Raw genomic sequence first — 15,287 nt, forward strand, 5'->3', positions numbered from 1 at the left:
TTAAGTTTGGGGATTGTTATTGATCTGGCTAAACATGGGAGAAAGGTACGCTACCAGGGCACCCAGGCTAAAGCCCATTAAATTGCGGAACAGAGGCAAAAAATCACTGGTGCGGGTGACAACGGGGCCAATACCAAAGGCAATGACCAGAATTCCCCACAGAGGCGACATAATCAACACCCATTGCCACGCAAAGGTCTGATTCGGCGATCGGGGAATGGCCGCAAAGCCAAAAATCAATCCCCCCACAATGGAAGTTACCAAGGTTAAAATCCACTGTTCCCTGGGCAGTCCAGGCACCACATTACAACCACCTTTGAGCAAACAACCTTTAACTGTTTCCAGCGCTTCGGTGATAGCTAGATTTTCGCCATTATCTCGAATGTAGTACATATTGCCGAAACGAGCCTGCATCTCAATCCAAAAGGTGCGGGGCATCAACTCATACACTTCATCCCCGATACTAAAGGCTAATAAATTTCCCCCCCTTGCATCAGCCACCAATAAAATACTTTTGTCGTCTAGGCCCCAAAAAGGAATCACCGCCCGCCCTGGACTCCGGTCGTACTGGGTTAACACCCGCAATTTCCATCCCGTTTCTACTTCAAAACTATTTAGATCGTCGATTAACTGAGCTTCTTGGATTTCCGGTAAAAAGTTGGCGAGATCCACCACGGGAGTTTTTTCCTTCGGCAACAACTCAGGATTATTCACCGCCTGGGCCGGGCTCGCCGGGCCCCACCACAGCATTAAAGATAAACTAGCGGCCAAAAGCCAGACAAAATTTTTGCTGAAACGGGTAGCAGAGGACGGCAAATGGACAGCCATAGAGTTTTTCTTTAAGTTTCTTCACAGTTGTTTACCTTATTTTAAGGTATTGCCTCCGTTAAATTTTCATACCGGCTGATCTTTTCTGGACAAAAAAAAGCCCCCTAACAATCAGGAGAGGGGACAGTGAGGAGTTTTAAGCTTGGGGGCGAGGGACTAGCTCAGGAGAGTTTTAGCTTTGGCCAGCACATTATCAACGCTGAAACCAAATTTCTCGAGGCAAACCCCGCCGGGCGCCGAGGCACCAAATGTTTCAATACTAACTGTATCTCCTTCCGTGCCCACATATTTGTGCCAACCAAAGTTGGTGGCGGCTTCTACGGAAAGGCGTTTGGTGACAGCCTTTGGCAACACTGACTCTTTGTAGGCGGCATCCTGGGTTTCAAACAGTTCCCAGGAAGGCATGGAAACTACCCGGACTTTCTTGCCTTGAGCGGCTAACTTTTCAGCAGCAGCCACACAAAGTTGTACTTCGGAACCCGTACCTATCAAGATTAACTCAGGAACACCTTCAGAATCAACAATGGTATAGGCACCTTTGGCCACGGCATCAATGGAAGTTCCAGGCAAATTGGGTACCGCCTGCCGGGTCAAGGATAACAGGGTGGGGGCATTTTCCTTCGCTTTGGCGATCGCCACTTTGTAGGCACCGGAGGTTTCATTGCCATCGGCGGGACGAATCACAGTCAAGTTGGGAATAGCCCGGAGGGAAGCCAGCACTTCAATGGGTTGGTGGGTGGGACCATCTTCCCCTTGACCAATGGAGTCGTGGGTCATGACCCAAATTACCCCTGCCTCGGAAAGGGCCGAAAGGCGAATGGCGGCCCGCATGTAATCGGTGAAAATTAGGAAGGTAGCACCGAAGGGTAGTAACCCAGAACCGTGGAGAGCAATACCGTTACAGATAGCCCCCATGGCATGTTCCCGTACCCCAAAGTGGACGTTACGGTTTTGATAAGCTCCTTTTTGGAAATCCCCAGAGCAGTGAAGTTCCGTTAGGTTGGAGTGGGTTAAATCCGCCGAACCACCAATTAACTCTGGTAATACGGGGGCCAACGCATTGAGACATTCCTCGGAATATTTCCGGGTGGCCAAACCCTTTTGATCGGGGGTAAAGCTAGCTAGGGTTTTGTCCCAACCTTCCGGTAAAGCACCGCTCAGTTGCCGTTCAAAGGCGGCCGCTTCAGTGGGATATTTGGTTTTGTATTGGGCAAAGGCTTGGTTCCATTCCGCTTCGTAGCTGGCTCCCCGTTCAATGGCTTTGCGAGTGTAGTCCAACACCTCCTGGGGCACTTCAAAGGGAGCATAATCCCAACCCAAGTTTTTGCGGGTGGCGGCCACTTCATCAGTGCCCAAAGCAGCCCCATGGATGCCCGCGGTATCGGATTTATTGGGCGCACCGTAACCAATGATGGTGGTGACTTTGATCATAGAAGGTTTATCGGTTACGGCCTTGGCTTCCTCAATAGCCTTGGCGATCGCCGCCAAATCGGTATTGCCATCTTCGACATGGAGCACGTGCCAACCGTAGGCTTCAAAACGCTTGCTCACATCTTCGGTGAAGGCCACATCGGTGGAACCATCAATGGAAATATGATTGTCATCATAGAGGGCGATTAATTTACCCAAACCCCAATGCCCTGCAATGGAAGCGGCTTCCCCGGAAATACCTTCCATATTGCAACCATCCCCCAGAATCACATAGGTGTAATGGTCCACAATGGTGGCATCAGGCTTGTTGTAGGTGGCAGCCAAATGGGCTTCCGCCAGGGCTAAACCCACACCATTGGCAATGCCTTGACCCAAGGGGCCGGTGGTGACTTCTACTCCAGCAGTGAGAAAATTCTCCGGGTGACCGGGGGTAGAAGATTCCCATTGACGGAACTGTTTAATGTCTTCGATGGTCACACTGTCATAACCCAGCAGATAGAGCAGGGCATACTGCAACATGGAGCCATGGCCGGCGGACAACACAAAGCGGTCCCGATTGAACCACTTGGGGTTCTTGGGATTGAACTTCATGAACTTGTTCCACAGGGTAAAGGCCATAGGAGCGGCTCCCATGGGCAAACCAGGGTGGCCAGATTTGGCCTTTTCAATGGCGTCAACGGCTAAAAAGCGAATGGCATTAATAGAAAGTTCGTCTAAGGACTGGGTAGCAACGACCATAATGTTTGGAAAAATAAACTAGCAATAATTGGGTCAATATCCACCGGGGGGCGGTAATGGTAGGGGCCAAGGCAGGCCAAATTGCTACCATCTTCCCACGGTTCGGGAAATTTTTCGGTGGGCTATTGATATTTTTTGAAAGCTAAGGTGACGTTATGGCCACCAAAACCAAAGGAGTTGGATAGGGCTACATCCACTATTAAAGCCCGACTCTGCCCCGGCACATAATCCAAATCACACTCAGGGTCGGGGTTCTCCAAATTAATGGTGGGGGGTACCTTATCTTCGGCGATCGCCATTACGGTGGCCACCGCTTCGATACCTCCGGAGCCGCCCAACAAGTGACCGGTCATAGACTTAGTAGAACTAACCGCAATATTGTAGGCATGATTTCCCAACGCCTGTTTAATGGCACGGGTTTCCGTCACATCGTTAGCAGGGGTGCTGGTACCATGGGCATTGATGTAACTGACCATTTCCGGTTTCAATCCGCTGTCTTTTAAGGCCCAGGCGATCGCCCTGGTGGCTCCCCGACCATCCGGCACTGGGGCGGTAATGTGATAGGCATCACAGGTCATGGCATAGCCCACCATTTCCCCATAAATTTTTGCTCCCCGGGCCAAGGCGGATTCCAATTCTTCTAGGATCAAAATGCCCGATCCTTCCCCCATCACAAAACCATCCCGGTCCTTATCGAAGGGACGACTGGCATGGAGGGGATCATCATTGCGGAAAGATAAAGCCCGGGCCGAAGCAAAACCTGCATAGCTCAGCGGGGTAATGGCCGCTTCCGTGCCACCGCAAATCATTGCCTTAGCATAGCCATTTTGCACCAAACGAAACGCATCTCCAATGGCATTGGAACCCGCCGCACAGGCCGTCACCGTACAGTTATTGGGACCCTTGGCCCCTAAGTTGATGGCGGTTAACCCAGAGGCCATGTTGGCGATCATCATCGGGATCATAAAAGGACTGCAACGGCTAGGACCCTTATCCAACAGAATGGTTTGTTGATCTTCCAGTACTTTCAAACCACCAATGCCCGTGCCAATCAATACCCCGATTTCATCGGCATTGAGTTCGTTAATCACCAACTTAGCATCGTTAATTGCCTGTTGACTGGCACAAACAGCAAAATGGCAAAACCGGTCCATCCGTTTAGCTTCTTTGCGGTCAAGAAACTGGGTAGCATCAAAATCCTTTACTTCCCCTCCAAAACGGCAGGCTTGGTCACTAGCATCGAAACGGGTAATGGGGCCAATGCCGTTACGACCCTCCATTAAGCCTTGCCAATAGTCTTGGAGAGTATTACCGATGGGGGTGATGGCTCCCAATCCCGTTACAACAACACGTTTCTTTTCCAAATTTGCCATGGTACTTAATAGATAGAATCGGGGAGGGGACTCCCCTGGAGTTCTCCGCAAAGATACAGCGACGGGGCCAGGGCCTAGCCCGAGGGGCAAACTGATAAACCCAAAACCGGCATTGGGGCAGTCCTAAACAGTGGCTTAAACCGTCCGAGAACTCGGCTCCAAAGATCTATGGGGGGAGTCGGGGCTATGGCCGGAATTTATTTACTTTCGATATGCTCAACGGCTTTGCCCACGGTATCAATGGTTTCCGCCACTTCATCGGGAATTTCAATATCAAACTCTTCTTCCAGGGCCATGACCAATTCCACTGTATCGAGGGAATCAGCCCCTAAATCTTCGGCAAAGGTGGCATCGGGGGTCACTTTGTCAGGATCCACTTCCAACTGTTCCACGACGATTTTTTTTACTTTTTCAAAAATTTCCTGATTCATTACAATACCTTTAACTATAAAAGAAGAGTTTTCGTGCTGGGTCAACGGCCGATCGCCAGCAAAACGGGGGACAGCTTGGGGCTGTCGCAGGGCCGCCTGGTTAGCAATGCGCTCAATTGTTCAGCGTTAACCATCTTAACGGAAAGGTATCCCTTGCACTAGATGCTTCCCCTGTCCCTTGGCCAGAAACATTTGTCAAATAGGGGCTTCTATTCTCCCCAGTGGGGCAAGATTTTTTCTATGTAACTCAACCGGGCCAGGGCAAAGAGAATGGCCTGCCAATTTGGTTGCTGGGTATCTCCTAGGCACAGTAATTGTTCCTGGGGGCAACCGATGCGACCAGGGCTAGACGAAAATGTGAGTGAGGGATCGATGGCCAAAACTTCACTTTTTTTCTCGGGCACAACACAAAATTCATAGCCTTGGGAACGTTTACCATCCTCTGGGCCCATCAATCCATAGACATCGATAACCCCTAGAGGAAATTGGATTTTATCCAAATAATTGGGCACCTTTGCTGTCAGTTCTGGGACGTCAGCGGCGATCGCCATGGGAACGGGAACATATCCATAACCTCCACTAAGGCTGAAGCTGGCTATGGTCAAAATTGCTAAAAAAAGGCGATTTACAGTTGATGCCATATTTTTAGATTAAACTTGGTCATTTACTCGGCGTTCTTAATCCGAGACTTCCGTTTTTTCTTCCTGAGGCCGAATCACTTCCAAATACTGGCTTTCCAACAGAAAAGTGCCTCGGTCAAACTTTACTCCCCAATAGCCAGCCGGTCGACGGTCTACCACCATTCCCTCCGCGGCGATCGCCAATAAATCCGGAGGACGGAGCATGGGCATGGGATCAGCGGTTTTCAAATAGGGGGGACGGGCAATTAAACGAACTGGGGCACCGACAAACAAATCAGCCATATTGGTTCAGTTTAAGGTCAGAGAGGGACACTTCCTTTGAGAAAAAGGCAATTTTCCCAGGGGTAAAACATTAAAACAATTTAAACAATTTATTGCTGTCCCAGTAAATAACTCCGTCGTCGGACCGTGAATGGGTAAAAATGGAAACAACAACATCAAACAAAACTCCACATCAGAGGATAACAACATGGAAGGCAACCTGGAAGTCAGACAACATCTCAACCAAGCGTTAAAGCTACAACTTACTGCGATTAACCAATATTTTCTCCATGCTCGCATGTGCAAAAATTGGGGGCTGAACGCACTTAATCAGTACGAATATAAAGTATCCATCAAGGCAATGAAGCAGGCCGATAGCCTGATCGAGCGGGTTTTATTTTTGGAAGGACTCCCCAATCTCCAAAATTTGGAAAAACTTCTCATCGGCGAGACGGTACCGGAAATCCTGGGCAATGATCTGACCATGAACCAAGGCATTAGGGATGGTTTAGTTAACAGCATTGCCTTCTTTGAAACCCAACGGGACTATGTAAGCCGGGATGTGTTGTCGGAAATTCTTGAAGAAACAGAAGAACAAATTGACTGGTTAGAGTCCCAGCAATGGCTTATCAGTAATTCTGGACTGGAAAATTATCTCCAATCCATGATGGGGGAAGAGTAAACCAAGATATGGTTACTACGGATAGAGCACTTCTCCTGTCATAGTGCCTTCTAAGCTATGAACATAGGCTTGGGCCACTGTTGCGGCTGGTAATCCGTTGCCCAGGGGCATTCCTAGTGAGAGCAAGGTTTCGTTGACCCAGGGAGGACTAACAACGTTAATGCGAATTCCTCTCGGGGCTTCCAATGCCGCTGCCCGCACAAAGCCTTCCAACCCAGCATTGGTGAGACTGACAGCACTGCCCCCGGGAATGGGTTTTTGGGACAAAACCCCGGACGTAACAGTAATACAACCATTGTCCGTCAGCGCCTGTAAACCATAGCGGATCAGATTGACCTGTCCCATGAGTTTACTGCCTATGCAAAATTCAAAATCTTGGTCCGTTAGACCGGCCAGGGGCTTCAACCGAGTTTCCCCTGCTGCCGAAACGATAGCGTTTAATACCCCTACCTGTTCAATCAAAGCCTGGATAGACGCTGGATCAGTGAGGTCTACCGAAAAATGACTGCCCTGGCGACTGGCCTGTAACACTTCGTGTTTACCTTGAAGACTGGTGACAATAGCCTTGCCGATGGTACCGGTGGCGCCAATGATCAGGATGCGCATGGAAAAATCTTGTGGGAGATTATTTTTAGTCCAGTCTGGCACTGTACCACTGTCCCCCGCAACCCACAACAATTCACCATGGGGTAAAAACTCATTAAGCTGCCAATAAAAAACTCCCCCTAATCTGGCCGACTAAGGGGAATCGCAAATTCAGGGTTAAGATTTGGACAAAGTCCGTCAACATCCCCAACCCAACTATTTTTTCCAATGCTTTCTAACGTGTTTCATCATCCCCAGGAACCTAGGGGATACCGTTATTTTTTACCGGCAAAAAAAGCCAAGTGGTAAAGATTCCGGCGCCAAGGATGGCACTGAATCTCCTGCACTACGGCTTCCCCTTCCCAGGAAAGATGGGGGATTTTAACTTCAATGGGGGTTTCTTTAACAGTCACACTCCGCAACATGGTGATGGCGGTTTTATGATCCACCACTAGGGAAATGGATTCTGCACCATTGTGTCCATAGAGGGTCGCGGGAATTAAACCTTCCCGACGCAAAGCTCTAGGATTAACTTTTTCGGGACGTTGTTGACATTCAATGGAAAGGGCCATGGTAATACTCGTAAAAATAATAATCAGGGTTAACAAAGGAAAGGCAATTTTGGGCCACATCAAGCTAGCGGATCGCCGTTGGCATAAAGTAAAGCTCGCTTTGGCCCATGGATGGGGTCTTCGACAATAATTGTCTGATCCCGACTGGCCCCTAGGGAAACAATCGCGATCGGCACCTCCATTAATTCTGCCAGGAACTTCAAGTAGTCCAGGGCCTGGGGAGGTAAATCCTCCAGGGTGCGGCATTCTTCCGTGGAACATTGCCAACCGGGAAGGGTTTTATAGATGGGCTGACACCGAGCAAATTCCGCCGCATTACCGGGGAAATGGTCACAGGTTTTGCCGTCTAGTTCATAGGCGACGCAAACTTTGATTTCCGCTAGTTGGTCCAGCACGTCTAATTTGGTGATGGCCAAACAGTCCAGCCCATTAATACGCACAGCGTAGCGGCCAATGACCCCATCAAACCAGCCACAGCGCCGACGCCGACCGGTCGTGGTGCCAAACTCTGCTCCACGGTCACAGAGATGTTGATTTAATTCTCCATCTAGCTCTGTGGGAAAGGGTCCTTCTCCCACTCGGGTGGTATAGGCCTTAGCCACGCCGATAACTCGGTCAATCATGGTGGGGCCAATGCCAGCACCCACACAAGCTCCCCCCGCAATAGGGTTGGAGGAGGTGACGTAGGGGTAGGTGCCATGGTCTAAATCTAGTAGAGTGCCCTGGGCCCCTTCAAAGAGGATATTTTTTCGTTGATGTATGGCGTCGTAAATTTTTAGGGAACTATCCACTACATGAGGCCGCAGGCGATCGGCATAGGTGGTATATTCGGCGATCACCGTTTCTGGGTCTAGGGGAGGCAGGTCGTAGAGTTTATCTAAAACGACATTTTTATATTCGACGGTCCAAAGCAATTTTTTCCGGAGAATTTCGGGGTTCATTAAATCCACCACCCGAATTCCCATGCGCTCTGATTTATCGGCGTAGGTGGGACCAATGCCTCGCCCAGTGGTGCCAATTTTATGCTCTCCCCTTTTCTCCTCCGACGCCTGGTCTAGGAGACGGTGGAAGGGCATGGTCACATGGGCAGTTTGGGAAATATACAGGCGATCGAGGGAAACATCTAATGCTTCCAATTGGTCAAATTCCTGCAATAGGACTTTGGGGTCAATGACTGTCCCCGAGCCGATGATACATTCTGTATCTGGATAGAGAATACCCGAAGGAATTAGGTGGAGCTTAAAAGTCTGATCGTTAACCACAATTGTGTGGCCTGCGTTTACTCCCCCCTGGGGCCGCACCACCACATCCGCTGATCGACTTAATAAGTCGGTGATTTTACCTTTTCCCTCGTCGCCCCACTGAGCGCCGATAACAATAACGTTAGCCAAGAGCTTTTATTATAAGAAAGTTCACACAAACTATCACTATTGCACTTTTGGGATTTGATGTCAACGCCTAGCGCACTTTTTTTCTGGAGCGCCACCCACGATCTCTTGTTGCTATATCGATTCTGAAAATAAATTCTCGGCGTTCCGTGGTCAATTAGCCCCAATGATCGAGAAGGAGATCCAACTGGGAGGTATTGATTAGACCATACTGCCAAAAAATGACTGGTAGATAGGAGGGCATGGCCTCGGTTTGTTTCAGTCCCCAGGCAATTTGCTCCGCTGACAGTGAAAATTCTTTTTTTAATAGTTGAATAAAATTTTGGGACACTACCATGGACTGCTCCTGGGGCAAGAATTAATTTTTGCTGGCAACTCTAGTAACGACGGTCACTATGCTCAACTCTGATGGCGATCGCCTGGGGGGCGACACTGGGCCGGAGTTGTTGGAATAGGGCGAAACCTAGGACTAGGAAAGCGCAGACGGCAATTAACATACAATTCACTTTGTAAACTTATGTTAACAATCCTATAAGTTTCTCTCATAATCTGCAATGGGGTATTTACCGACCTTGGGCAGAGCTTTCCTAGCCAGCAAAAAAACCAGACCGTGAAAACGCCTGGCTGAAAAAGAATCTAAAAAGTCATTAAGTTAAGGTCTAATTTTCCCGAAGGCAGACCATGGGGGAATCCTAGAGAAAATAAGAAGAAGAAATCCGTTTACCTATTTCTTTTTCTTATCTTGTTTGTCTCCGGTGGTTTTTTCCTTCATGCCATACTTACGCATAAAGCGGTCAACACGGCCTTCGGTATCAATAATCTTCTGGGTACCAGTGTAGAAGGGATGGTTGCCAGACCAGATCTCTACGTTGATTTCTGGCTTGGTGGAACCAACGGTCATAATCACCTCTCCGTTACAGGTGACTTTGGCATCGGGATACCAGGTGGGGTGAATATCAGCTTTGGGCATGGTCAGTCCTAATAATTCCAATAGAGGGGTACGGGTAAATCCAAATCTCCAATTAACGCTTGGAGTACTGAGGCGCTTTACGGGCTTTGTGGAGACCGTATTTTTTCCGTTCTTTCGCTCGGGGATCCCGGGTGAGATAGCCTTCCGCTTTCAAGGGTTGACGATTTTCGGGGGAAAGTTGGCACAGGGCCCGGGCCACACCAAGCTTCACAGCATCAGCTTGGCCGGTTAGGCCGCCACCATGGGCATTAACCAAAATATTGTATTCCCCTTCTAAGCCCAGGGTTTCGAGGGGAGCTTTCAAACTTTGGATGTAGTTGGCAATGCGGTTGAAATAAATTTCCCCAGGCTTGCCGTTAACAATCACTTCCCCCTGACCGGGCACTAGACGTACCCTGGCGATCGCCGCTTTACGACGGCCGGTGCCCCAATAGACGACTTTGTTGCTGGAATCGTTAGCTTGCATTAGTTAGCTCCTGCAGGAATGGTATTGATAACAAGGGTTTCTGGCTGTTGGGCCGCGTGGGGATGGCTCGGGCCAGCGTAGACTTTTAGCTTGGTGAACAACTTACGACCGAGGCTATTTTTGGGCAACATTCCCCGCACAGCACTTTCAACAATTCTTTCCGGTAGACGAACTTGGAGTTTTTCAAAGGTCTCTTCCTTCATCCCACCGGGACGGCCAGAATGGCGACGATACAGTTTTTGCTCCCGTTTTCTGCCGGTAACTTCTATTTTTTCCGCATTAATGATAATGACAAAATCACCGGTGTCCATGTGGGGAGTAAAGGTAGGCTTATTTTTGCCCCGCAGAATGGTGGCCACTTCGGTAGCCAGACGGCCGAGGCGTTGACCTTCGGCATCAATGACGTACCATTTGTGGTCTAGGTTGTCGATGGTTGGTAATACAGTTTTGTTCATAGTTTTCAAAAATACCCCCGCTTAATAACGGGACATAATTATTTGCCTTGCTAATTTGGCTTGGCTAGCCTGTGAATTGCCACAGGGGTTGACTATCAAACCAAAGGGAATCAGGCAAGGGAAAATTTTCATAACCGACCCGTAGTAGGCACAAACCTTTGGCCGGGGCAGCATATTTGACCAGATCTCGCCGCTGATTAACCCAAATATCATTGAAGTCAGTCAGACTGCGTTGTCCAGAGCCCACTTCCGCCAGCATGCCCACCAATAAGCGCACCATGCCATAGAGAAAACCATTGGCTTGGATTTCCAAATAGACCATGGGCCCCCGGCGGTAACATTCAACCCCCTGTACTTCCACCCAGGAATGGCGTCGGGCTGACCCCGCTCGGTGGAAGGCCGCTAGGTGATGTTTTCCTAGCAATGGTTCCATGGCAGCTTGTATGGTCTTCTCCTGGAGGGGAAAACGATAGTAATGCCAACTGAACTGATCGGCGAACAGATTAGGCCATTGATCTGTATAGATGCTGTAACGATACCGTCGCCACAGAGCAGAAAAGCGGGCGTGCCAATGGCTATCCACCGCCGCTGACCCCCTAACTATTATGTCTTGGGGCAAATGACCATTAAGAATTTTACTCCAGCGGTGGGGAGGAATCTGTCCCACTGGGTCGTCAAAATGGGCCACCTGGGCCGCTGCATGGACCCCTGCGTCTGTTCTCCCGGCACCATGGAGAGTGACGGGCTGCCCCACCACCTTGGCGATCGCCAACTCCACTTCCTCCTGGATGGAAGAAAAATTAGGTTGACGTTGCCAGCCATGGAAATGGGTGCCCAGATATTGCATTACCAGAGCAACCCTTTGTTTACCAGCAGACGGAGAAGAATGCATCAATACAAGAAGTCTAACTAGACCAATTCAATCACAGCCATTTCCGCATTGTCACCCCGGCGACGTAGGGTTCTAATAATGCGGGTATAGCCCCCATCCCTGTCTTTATAGCGGCTGGGAGCATCCGCAAACAAAGCGTGGACTGTGGGTTTGTCATACATATAGCCTAGGGCCCGGCGACGGGCGGCCAGGGAACCATCCTTAGCTAGGGTAATCATGCGGTCTACCTCAGAACGCACGGCTTTAGCTCTAGCCTTAGTGGTCTTGATTTGTCCGTGGCGGATTAACTCCGTAGTTAAAGCCCTCAGCAGGGCCTTTCTTTGGTCAGCGGGCTTCCCCAACTGAGGCACTCGACATCTGTGTCGCATGGTAACTGAACTCCTAAAAAATTAACAACAGGGGGTTACTCTAAGGCAAGCAGCAGTAATCAAACCCATTGAGCTTGTTAAGCTTTAGCCTTTTCGTGGGGCAGGGTAATACCCAAACGTTTTTGCAGTGCCTCAATCACCTCCTCTGCGGATTTGAGACCAAAATTCTTGATTTCCAGTAGATCTTCCTGGCTATACTCCAGTAGATCTGCCACGGAATTAATCTGGGCTCGCTTCAGACAGTTATAGGCACGGACAGAAAGCTGTAACTCTTCGATGGGAATTTGACTTTCCGGATTGACCTCGTCCTGGTAATCGCTATGGGCCGCCTCCAGCTCATTGAGATCCTTAAGGGGGATAAAAAGATTGGCAATAATGTCAGATGCTTCCGACAACGCCTCCCGAGGCTGAATACTGCCATTAGTCCAAATGTCTAGAATCAACCGGTCCTTTGGACTCATGCCATCGGCCCGAATGTCTTCCACTGTGTAGTTGACCTTAGTCACCGGCATAAATACCGAGTCAATTTGGAGAAAATCTAGAGATGAATTCTCATCCTTGCCCCGCTCGATAACTCGATAACCTACGCCGCGCTCCACTCGGAATTCCATTTCCAGTTTGGCCCCTTCTGCTAGGGTGGCGATGTATTGGTTAGGATCAATAACCTCCACCTCCGAAGGTACCTCAAACTGCGCTGCCGTTACCGTTCCCGGGCCGATCGCCGTCAGACGGCCAATTTGGGGCTGATCGGTGTAGCTTTTGAGCACAAGTTCCTTCATGTTCAGCATAATCTCCAGGACATCCTCCCGGACGCCTAGAATAGTGGCGAACTCATGGTTAACCCCCGCAATACGGATGGCCGTCACCGCGGCCCCGGGTAAGTTGGACAACAATACCCGCCGCAAAGCATTTCCCACCGTCGTTCCCTGGCCCCGGTCCAAGGGTTCAAGGGAAAACTTACTGTACTGCTGTTGATTTTTTCTGGTGCTGGATTCCACACACTCAATTTGAAACTGCGCCACTGACGCGACCTCCCTTATATCTCCGTGTAAATAGCTTGACCGACGCTATCTCAGTCAGAGGAAATTACGATTTGCTCAAAAAAGCTGTTAGCAAAAAATTTAACTGTCCTAGACCCGACGGCGTTTGGGGGGACGACAACCATTGTGGGGGATGGGGGTAACATCCCTGATCAGGGTGATTTCCAAACCAGCCCCTTGGAGGGCCCGGATAGCAGTTTCCCGACCGGCACCGGGGCCACTTACCATTACCTCTAATTGCCGCATACCCTGTTCCATGGCCCGACGGGCCGCAGAATCAGCAGCGGTTTGGGCGGCGTAGGGAGTGCCCTTTTTAGCTCCTTTGAAACCGCTAGAACCAGCGGAAGCCCAGGAAATCACATCGCCCCGAATGTCGGAAATGGTGACAATGGTGTTGTTAAAAGTAGATTGAATGTGGGCCACCCCGCTAGGGACATTCTTTTTTGCCTTTTTGGGCCCAGTTTTTCTGGTAGGACGCGCCATAATGATTGCTTGAAAGCTTCAATAAACAGGACAGGGATGGGGGGAAGATTATTTCTTCGCAGGGGTCTTTTTCTTGCCGGCAACGGTCAAGCGGCGGCCCCGACGGGTACGGGCATTGGTTCTAGTGCGTTGTCCCCGCACTGGTAAACCTTGGCGATGACGACGACCACGGTAGGTGCCGATGTCTCCAAGGCGTTTAATGTTCATGGCCTCCCAACGACGGAGATCCCCTTCGATCTCGTAGTTTTCATCGATGTAGGTTCTTAATTTCAGCGCATCTTCATCACTGAGATCTTTGACTCGGACATCGGGGCTAACCCCGGTGGCGTCCAGAATTTCATGGGAGCGCGACAGACCAATACCGTACAGATAAGTGAGGGCGATTTCCACACGCTTATCCCGAGGCAGGTCAACACCAGCTATGCGTGCCACGTTGATTTTCCTCTAAATAAGTTCAATAAATTTATGGAGTAGGGTTTAAGACAGACCGGAATGGTAATCACTAGGAGAACTGCTAACCTTGACGCTGTTTATGCTTGGGGTTAGCGGAACAGATAACCATCACACGACCGCGCCGACGAATAACGCGGCACTTATCACACATTTTCTTAACGGAAGCTCTAACTTTCATGCCTGATTTTCTTTGGCAACACTGCAAGCTCTTAATTATAACAAGTTATCGTGGCCGTGTCATGGCAAATATTAAATTAACTCTCCCCACTGAGGGGAAGCATTAATTTTTTACCTTTGCCACCGTCAAATTAATAACTACTTTTTATTTTTAAGACGATAGGTTATGCGCCCCTTGGTGAGGTCGTAGGGGGTTAATTCTACTTTGACCCGATCGCCGGGGAGAATTTTGATGTAATTACGACGAATTTTGCCGGAGATGTGGGCCAAAACGTTGAAACCATTGTCAAGATCGACTCTAAACATGGCATTGGGCAATGACTCCATCACCGTGCCTTCCATCTCAATTAAATCTTGTTTAGACAAGCGGTTAATGACCTCCTAAAAATAAAGCGGAATAAAGTATCGAAAAAAGCGCCATCGTCAATCATAACAAATATAGGTTGCTCCATTGGCCAACCTATGCTCGTCTTGACATTTTGCCCCTAAGGTTTAACCAATTTTTCCAGGTTGGTGGCAATGGCTTCTACCGGCTGGTTACCGTCAAGGGAGTAAAGTTTGCCCTGTTCTTGGTAATAGGCCATGAGGGGAGCAGTTTGCTCTGTGTAAACCAACAGCCGATTGCGAATGGTGGTTTCGTTATCGTCCGCCCGCCCCCGGGCCAACAGGCGTTCTACAATTACTTCGTCGGGAACTTTTAAGTTAATGACCCAATGGGTACGGTGACCAATATTAACCAACAACTCATCGAGAAAAATTGCTTGGTTGACGTTACGGGGAAAGCCATCTAGAATCCAGCCAGCCTTAGCATCTTTATGGCCCAAGCGCTCTTCAATTAACCCAAGAATTAACTGATCGGGCACCAATTCTCCCTTGTCCATGTAACCTTTGGCCTGGTTACCCAACTCCGTGCCATCGGCGATCGCCTGACGTAGCATATCTCCAGTGGAAATATGGGGAATGCCCAAGGTCTCCGCCAATCCCACCGCCTGGGTACCTTTACCAGAGCCGGGGGCCCCCAGAAAAATTAAACCTTTAGCCATAGCCATAATC

At 49.5% G+C, this 15,287-nt stretch carries 22 protein-coding genes; 1 reads left to right on the plus strand and 21 read right to left on the minus strand.

Translation table 11 applies throughout. From position 1 onward, the window contains the following. The 6 genes from SYNPCCP_RS03795 to sipA form a co-directional block, all read right to left on the minus strand. Window positions 1–828 (minus strand): TPM domain-containing protein, encoded by an 828-nt coding sequence (locus SYNPCCP_RS03795; protein ID WP_010871939.1) that lies wholly within the window; start codon window positions 826–828, stop codon window positions 1–3. Window positions 829–984: 156 nt separating this feature from the next. Next, window positions 985–2,997 carry a transketolase gene (tkt, locus tag SYNPCCP_RS03800; RefSeq protein WP_010871940.1) on the minus strand — a complete coding sequence of 671 codons (2,013 nt, stop codon included), beginning with the start codon at window positions 2,995–2,997 and terminating at the stop codon, window positions 985–987. 122 nt (window positions 2,998–3,119) lie between these two features. Then, complete coding sequence (fabF, locus tag SYNPCCP_RS03805; RefSeq protein ID WP_010871941.1) at window positions 3,120–4,370, minus strand: beta-ketoacyl-ACP synthase II; 1,251 nt, start codon at window positions 4,368–4,370, stop codon at window positions 3,120–3,122. Window positions 4,371–4,567: 197 nt separating this feature from the next. Then, the gene (acpP, locus tag SYNPCCP_RS03810) at window positions 4,568–4,801 is read right to left on the minus strand and encodes an acyl carrier protein (RefSeq protein WP_010871942.1); all 234 of its coding nucleotides are present in this window, start codon (window positions 4,799–4,801) and stop codon (window positions 4,568–4,570) included. Window positions 4,802–5,010: 209 nt separating this feature from the next. After that, a complete protein-coding gene (locus SYNPCCP_RS03815) occupies window positions 5,011–5,442 on the minus strand; it encodes a hypothetical protein (RefSeq protein ID WP_010871943.1) in 432 nt (143 codons plus the stop codon). Window positions 5,443–5,478: 36 nt separating this feature from the next. Beyond that, complete coding sequence (sipA, locus tag SYNPCCP_RS03820; protein WP_010871944.1) at window positions 5,479–5,724, minus strand: regulatory protein SipA; 246 nt, start codon at window positions 5,722–5,724, stop codon at window positions 5,479–5,481. A gap of 187 nt (window positions 5,725–5,911) precedes the next feature. On the opposite strand from sipA, the gene bfr reads away from it, so the two are divergent. Beyond that, complete coding sequence (bfr, locus tag SYNPCCP_RS03825; protein WP_014407079.1) at window positions 5,912–6,385, plus strand: bacterioferritin; 474 nt, start codon at window positions 5,912–5,914, stop codon at window positions 6,383–6,385. 15 nt (window positions 6,386–6,400) lie between these two features. On the opposite strand, the gene SYNPCCP_RS03830 is transcribed toward bfr, so the two are convergent. From SYNPCCP_RS03830 to SYNPCCP_RS03895, 15 genes are all read right to left on the minus strand, one after another. Further along, window positions 6,401–6,991, minus strand: coding sequence for a short chain dehydrogenase (locus tag SYNPCCP_RS03830; RefSeq protein WP_041425929.1), 591 nt, complete (start codon window positions 6,989–6,991; stop codon window positions 6,401–6,403). Between the two features lie 254 nt (window positions 6,992–7,245). Next, window positions 7,246–7,542, minus strand: a complete 297-nt coding sequence (gene rplY, locus SYNPCCP_RS03835) for a 50S ribosomal protein L25 (RefSeq protein WP_041425930.1) — start codon at window positions 7,540–7,542, stop codon at window positions 7,246–7,248. 59 nt (window positions 7,543–7,601) lie between these two features. Then, window positions 7,602–8,933: an adenylosuccinate synthase gene (locus tag SYNPCCP_RS03840; protein ID WP_010871948.1), complete on the minus strand. Its 1,332-nt coding sequence runs from the start codon at window positions 8,931–8,933 to the stop codon at window positions 7,602–7,604. Window positions 8,934–9,087: 154 nt separating this feature from the next. Beyond that, complete coding sequence (locus SYNPCCP_RS03845; RefSeq protein ID WP_010871949.1) at window positions 9,088–9,267, minus strand: DUF2949 domain-containing protein; 180 nt, start codon at window positions 9,265–9,267, stop codon at window positions 9,088–9,090. Between the two features lie 387 nt (window positions 9,268–9,654). Further along, complete coding sequence (gene rpmE / locus SYNPCCP_RS03850) at window positions 9,655–9,900, minus strand: 50S ribosomal protein L31 (protein ID WP_010871950.1); 246 nt, start codon at window positions 9,898–9,900, stop codon at window positions 9,655–9,657. A gap of 52 nt (window positions 9,901–9,952) precedes the next feature. Next, window positions 9,953–10,366: a 30S ribosomal protein S9 gene (gene rpsI, locus SYNPCCP_RS03855; protein ID WP_010871951.1), complete on the minus strand. Its 414-nt coding sequence runs from the start codon at window positions 10,364–10,366 to the stop codon at window positions 9,953–9,955. Continuing rightward, a complete protein-coding gene (gene rplM, locus SYNPCCP_RS03860; RefSeq protein WP_010871952.1) occupies window positions 10,366–10,821 on the minus strand; it encodes a 50S ribosomal protein L13 in 456 nt (151 codons plus the stop codon). Before rplM ends, rpsI begins: the two co-directional genes overlap by 1 nt. Before the next feature lie 64 nt (window positions 10,822–10,885). After that, on the minus strand, window positions 10,886–11,713 hold the full coding sequence (gene truA, locus SYNPCCP_RS03865) for a tRNA pseudouridine(38-40) synthase TruA (RefSeq protein ID WP_010871953.1): 828 nt from the start codon (window positions 11,711–11,713) through the stop codon (window positions 10,886–10,888). Window positions 11,714–11,730: 17 nt separating this feature from the next. Then, a complete protein-coding gene (gene rplQ / locus SYNPCCP_RS03870) occupies window positions 11,731–12,081 on the minus strand; it encodes a 50S ribosomal protein L17 (protein ID WP_010871954.1) in 351 nt (116 codons plus the stop codon). Window positions 12,082–12,158: 77 nt separating this feature from the next. Beyond that, window positions 12,159–13,103, minus strand: coding sequence for a DNA-directed RNA polymerase subunit alpha (locus SYNPCCP_RS03875; protein ID WP_010871955.1), 945 nt, complete (start codon window positions 13,101–13,103; stop codon window positions 12,159–12,161). A gap of 108 nt (window positions 13,104–13,211) precedes the next feature. Next, window positions 13,212–13,604 (minus strand): 30S ribosomal protein S11, encoded by a 393-nt coding sequence (gene rpsK, locus SYNPCCP_RS03880; RefSeq protein ID WP_010871956.1) that lies wholly within the window; start codon window positions 13,602–13,604, stop codon window positions 13,212–13,214. Between the two features lie 48 nt (window positions 13,605–13,652). After that, window positions 13,653–14,036, minus strand: a complete 384-nt coding sequence (gene rpsM / locus SYNPCCP_RS03885; RefSeq protein ID WP_010871957.1) for a 30S ribosomal protein S13 — start codon at window positions 14,034–14,036, stop codon at window positions 13,653–13,655. A gap of 82 nt (window positions 14,037–14,118) precedes the next feature. Continuing rightward, on the minus strand, window positions 14,119–14,235 hold the full coding sequence (rpmJ, locus tag SYNPCCP_RS16700) for a 50S ribosomal protein L36 (protein WP_010871958.1): 117 nt from the start codon (window positions 14,233–14,235) through the stop codon (window positions 14,119–14,121). 137 nt (window positions 14,236–14,372) lie between these two features. After that, window positions 14,373–14,600 (minus strand): translation initiation factor IF-1, encoded by a 228-nt coding sequence (infA, locus tag SYNPCCP_RS03890; RefSeq protein WP_010871959.1) that lies wholly within the window; start codon window positions 14,598–14,600, stop codon window positions 14,373–14,375. Between the two features lie 119 nt (window positions 14,601–14,719). Next, window positions 14,720–15,283: an adenylate kinase gene (locus SYNPCCP_RS03895; protein ID WP_010871960.1), complete on the minus strand. Its 564-nt coding sequence runs from the start codon at window positions 15,281–15,283 to the stop codon at window positions 14,720–14,722. Window positions 15,284–15,287: the final 4 nt, after the last annotated feature.

This window comes from Synechocystis sp. PCC 6803 substr. PCC-P, assembly GCF_000284455.1.
Taxonomy (GTDB): Bacteria; Cyanobacteriota; Cyanobacteriia; order Cyanobacteriales; family Microcystaceae; genus Synechocystis.

Coding starts and splice junctions, on each gene's coding strand:
- fabF (WP_010871941.1), bottom strand. CDS start 4,370: ATGGCAAATTTGGAAAAGAAACGTGTTGTTGTAACGGGATTGGGAGCC.
- rpsK (WP_010871956.1), bottom strand. CDS start 13,604: ATGGCGCGTCCTACCAGAAAAACTGGGCCCAAAAAGGCAAAAAAGAAT.
- acpP (WP_010871942.1), bottom strand. CDS start 4,801: ATGAATCAGGAAATTTTTGAAAAAGTAAAAAAAATCGTCGTGGAACAG.
- SYNPCCP_RS03815 (WP_010871943.1), bottom strand. CDS start 5,442: ATGGCATCAACTGTAAATCGCCTTTTTTTAGCAATTTTGACCATAGCC.
- rplQ (WP_010871954.1), bottom strand. CDS start 12,081: ATGCGACACAGATGTCGAGTGCCTCAGTTGGGGAAGCCCGCTGACCAA.
- rplY (WP_041425930.1), bottom strand. CDS start 7,542: ATGGCCCTTTCCATTGAATGTCAACAACGTCCCGAAAAAGTTAATCCT.
- rpmE (WP_010871950.1), bottom strand. CDS start 9,900: ATGCCCAAAGCTGATATTCACCCCACCTGGTATCCCGATGCCAAAGTC.
- SYNPCCP_RS03830 (WP_041425929.1), bottom strand. CDS start 6,991: ATGCGCATCCTGATCATTGGCGCCACCGGTACCATCGGCAAGGCTATT.
- truA (WP_010871953.1), bottom strand. CDS start 11,713: ATGCATTCTTCTCCGTCTGCTGGTAAACAAAGGGTTGCTCTGGTAATG.
- rpmJ (WP_010871958.1), bottom strand. CDS start 14,235: ATGAAAGTTAGAGCTTCCGTTAAGAAAATGTGTGATAAGTGCCGCGTT.
- tkt (WP_010871940.1), bottom strand. CDS start 2,997: ATGGTCGTTGCTACCCAGTCCTTAGACGAACTTTCTATTAATGCCATT.
- bfr (WP_014407079.1), top strand. CDS start 5,912: ATGGAAGGCAACCTGGAAGTCAGACAACATCTCAACCAAGCGTTAAAG.
- SYNPCCP_RS03895 (WP_010871960.1), bottom strand. CDS start 15,283: ATGGCTATGGCTAAAGGTTTAATTTTTCTGGGGGCCCCCGGCTCTGGT.
- SYNPCCP_RS03795 (WP_010871939.1), bottom strand. CDS start 828: ATGGCTGTCCATTTGCCGTCCTCTGCTACCCGTTTCAGCAAAAATTTT.
- rplM (WP_010871952.1), bottom strand. CDS start 10,821: ATGAACAAAACTGTATTACCAACCATCGACAACCTAGACCACAAATGG.
- SYNPCCP_RS03845 (WP_010871949.1), bottom strand. CDS start 9,267: ATGGTAGTGTCCCAAAATTTTATTCAACTATTAAAAAAAGAATTTTCA.
- rpsI (WP_010871951.1), bottom strand. CDS start 10,366: ATGCAAGCTAACGATTCCAGCAACAAAGTCGTCTATTGGGGCACCGGC.
- sipA (WP_010871944.1), bottom strand. CDS start 5,724: ATGGCTGATTTGTTTGTCGGTGCCCCAGTTCGTTTAATTGCCCGTCCC.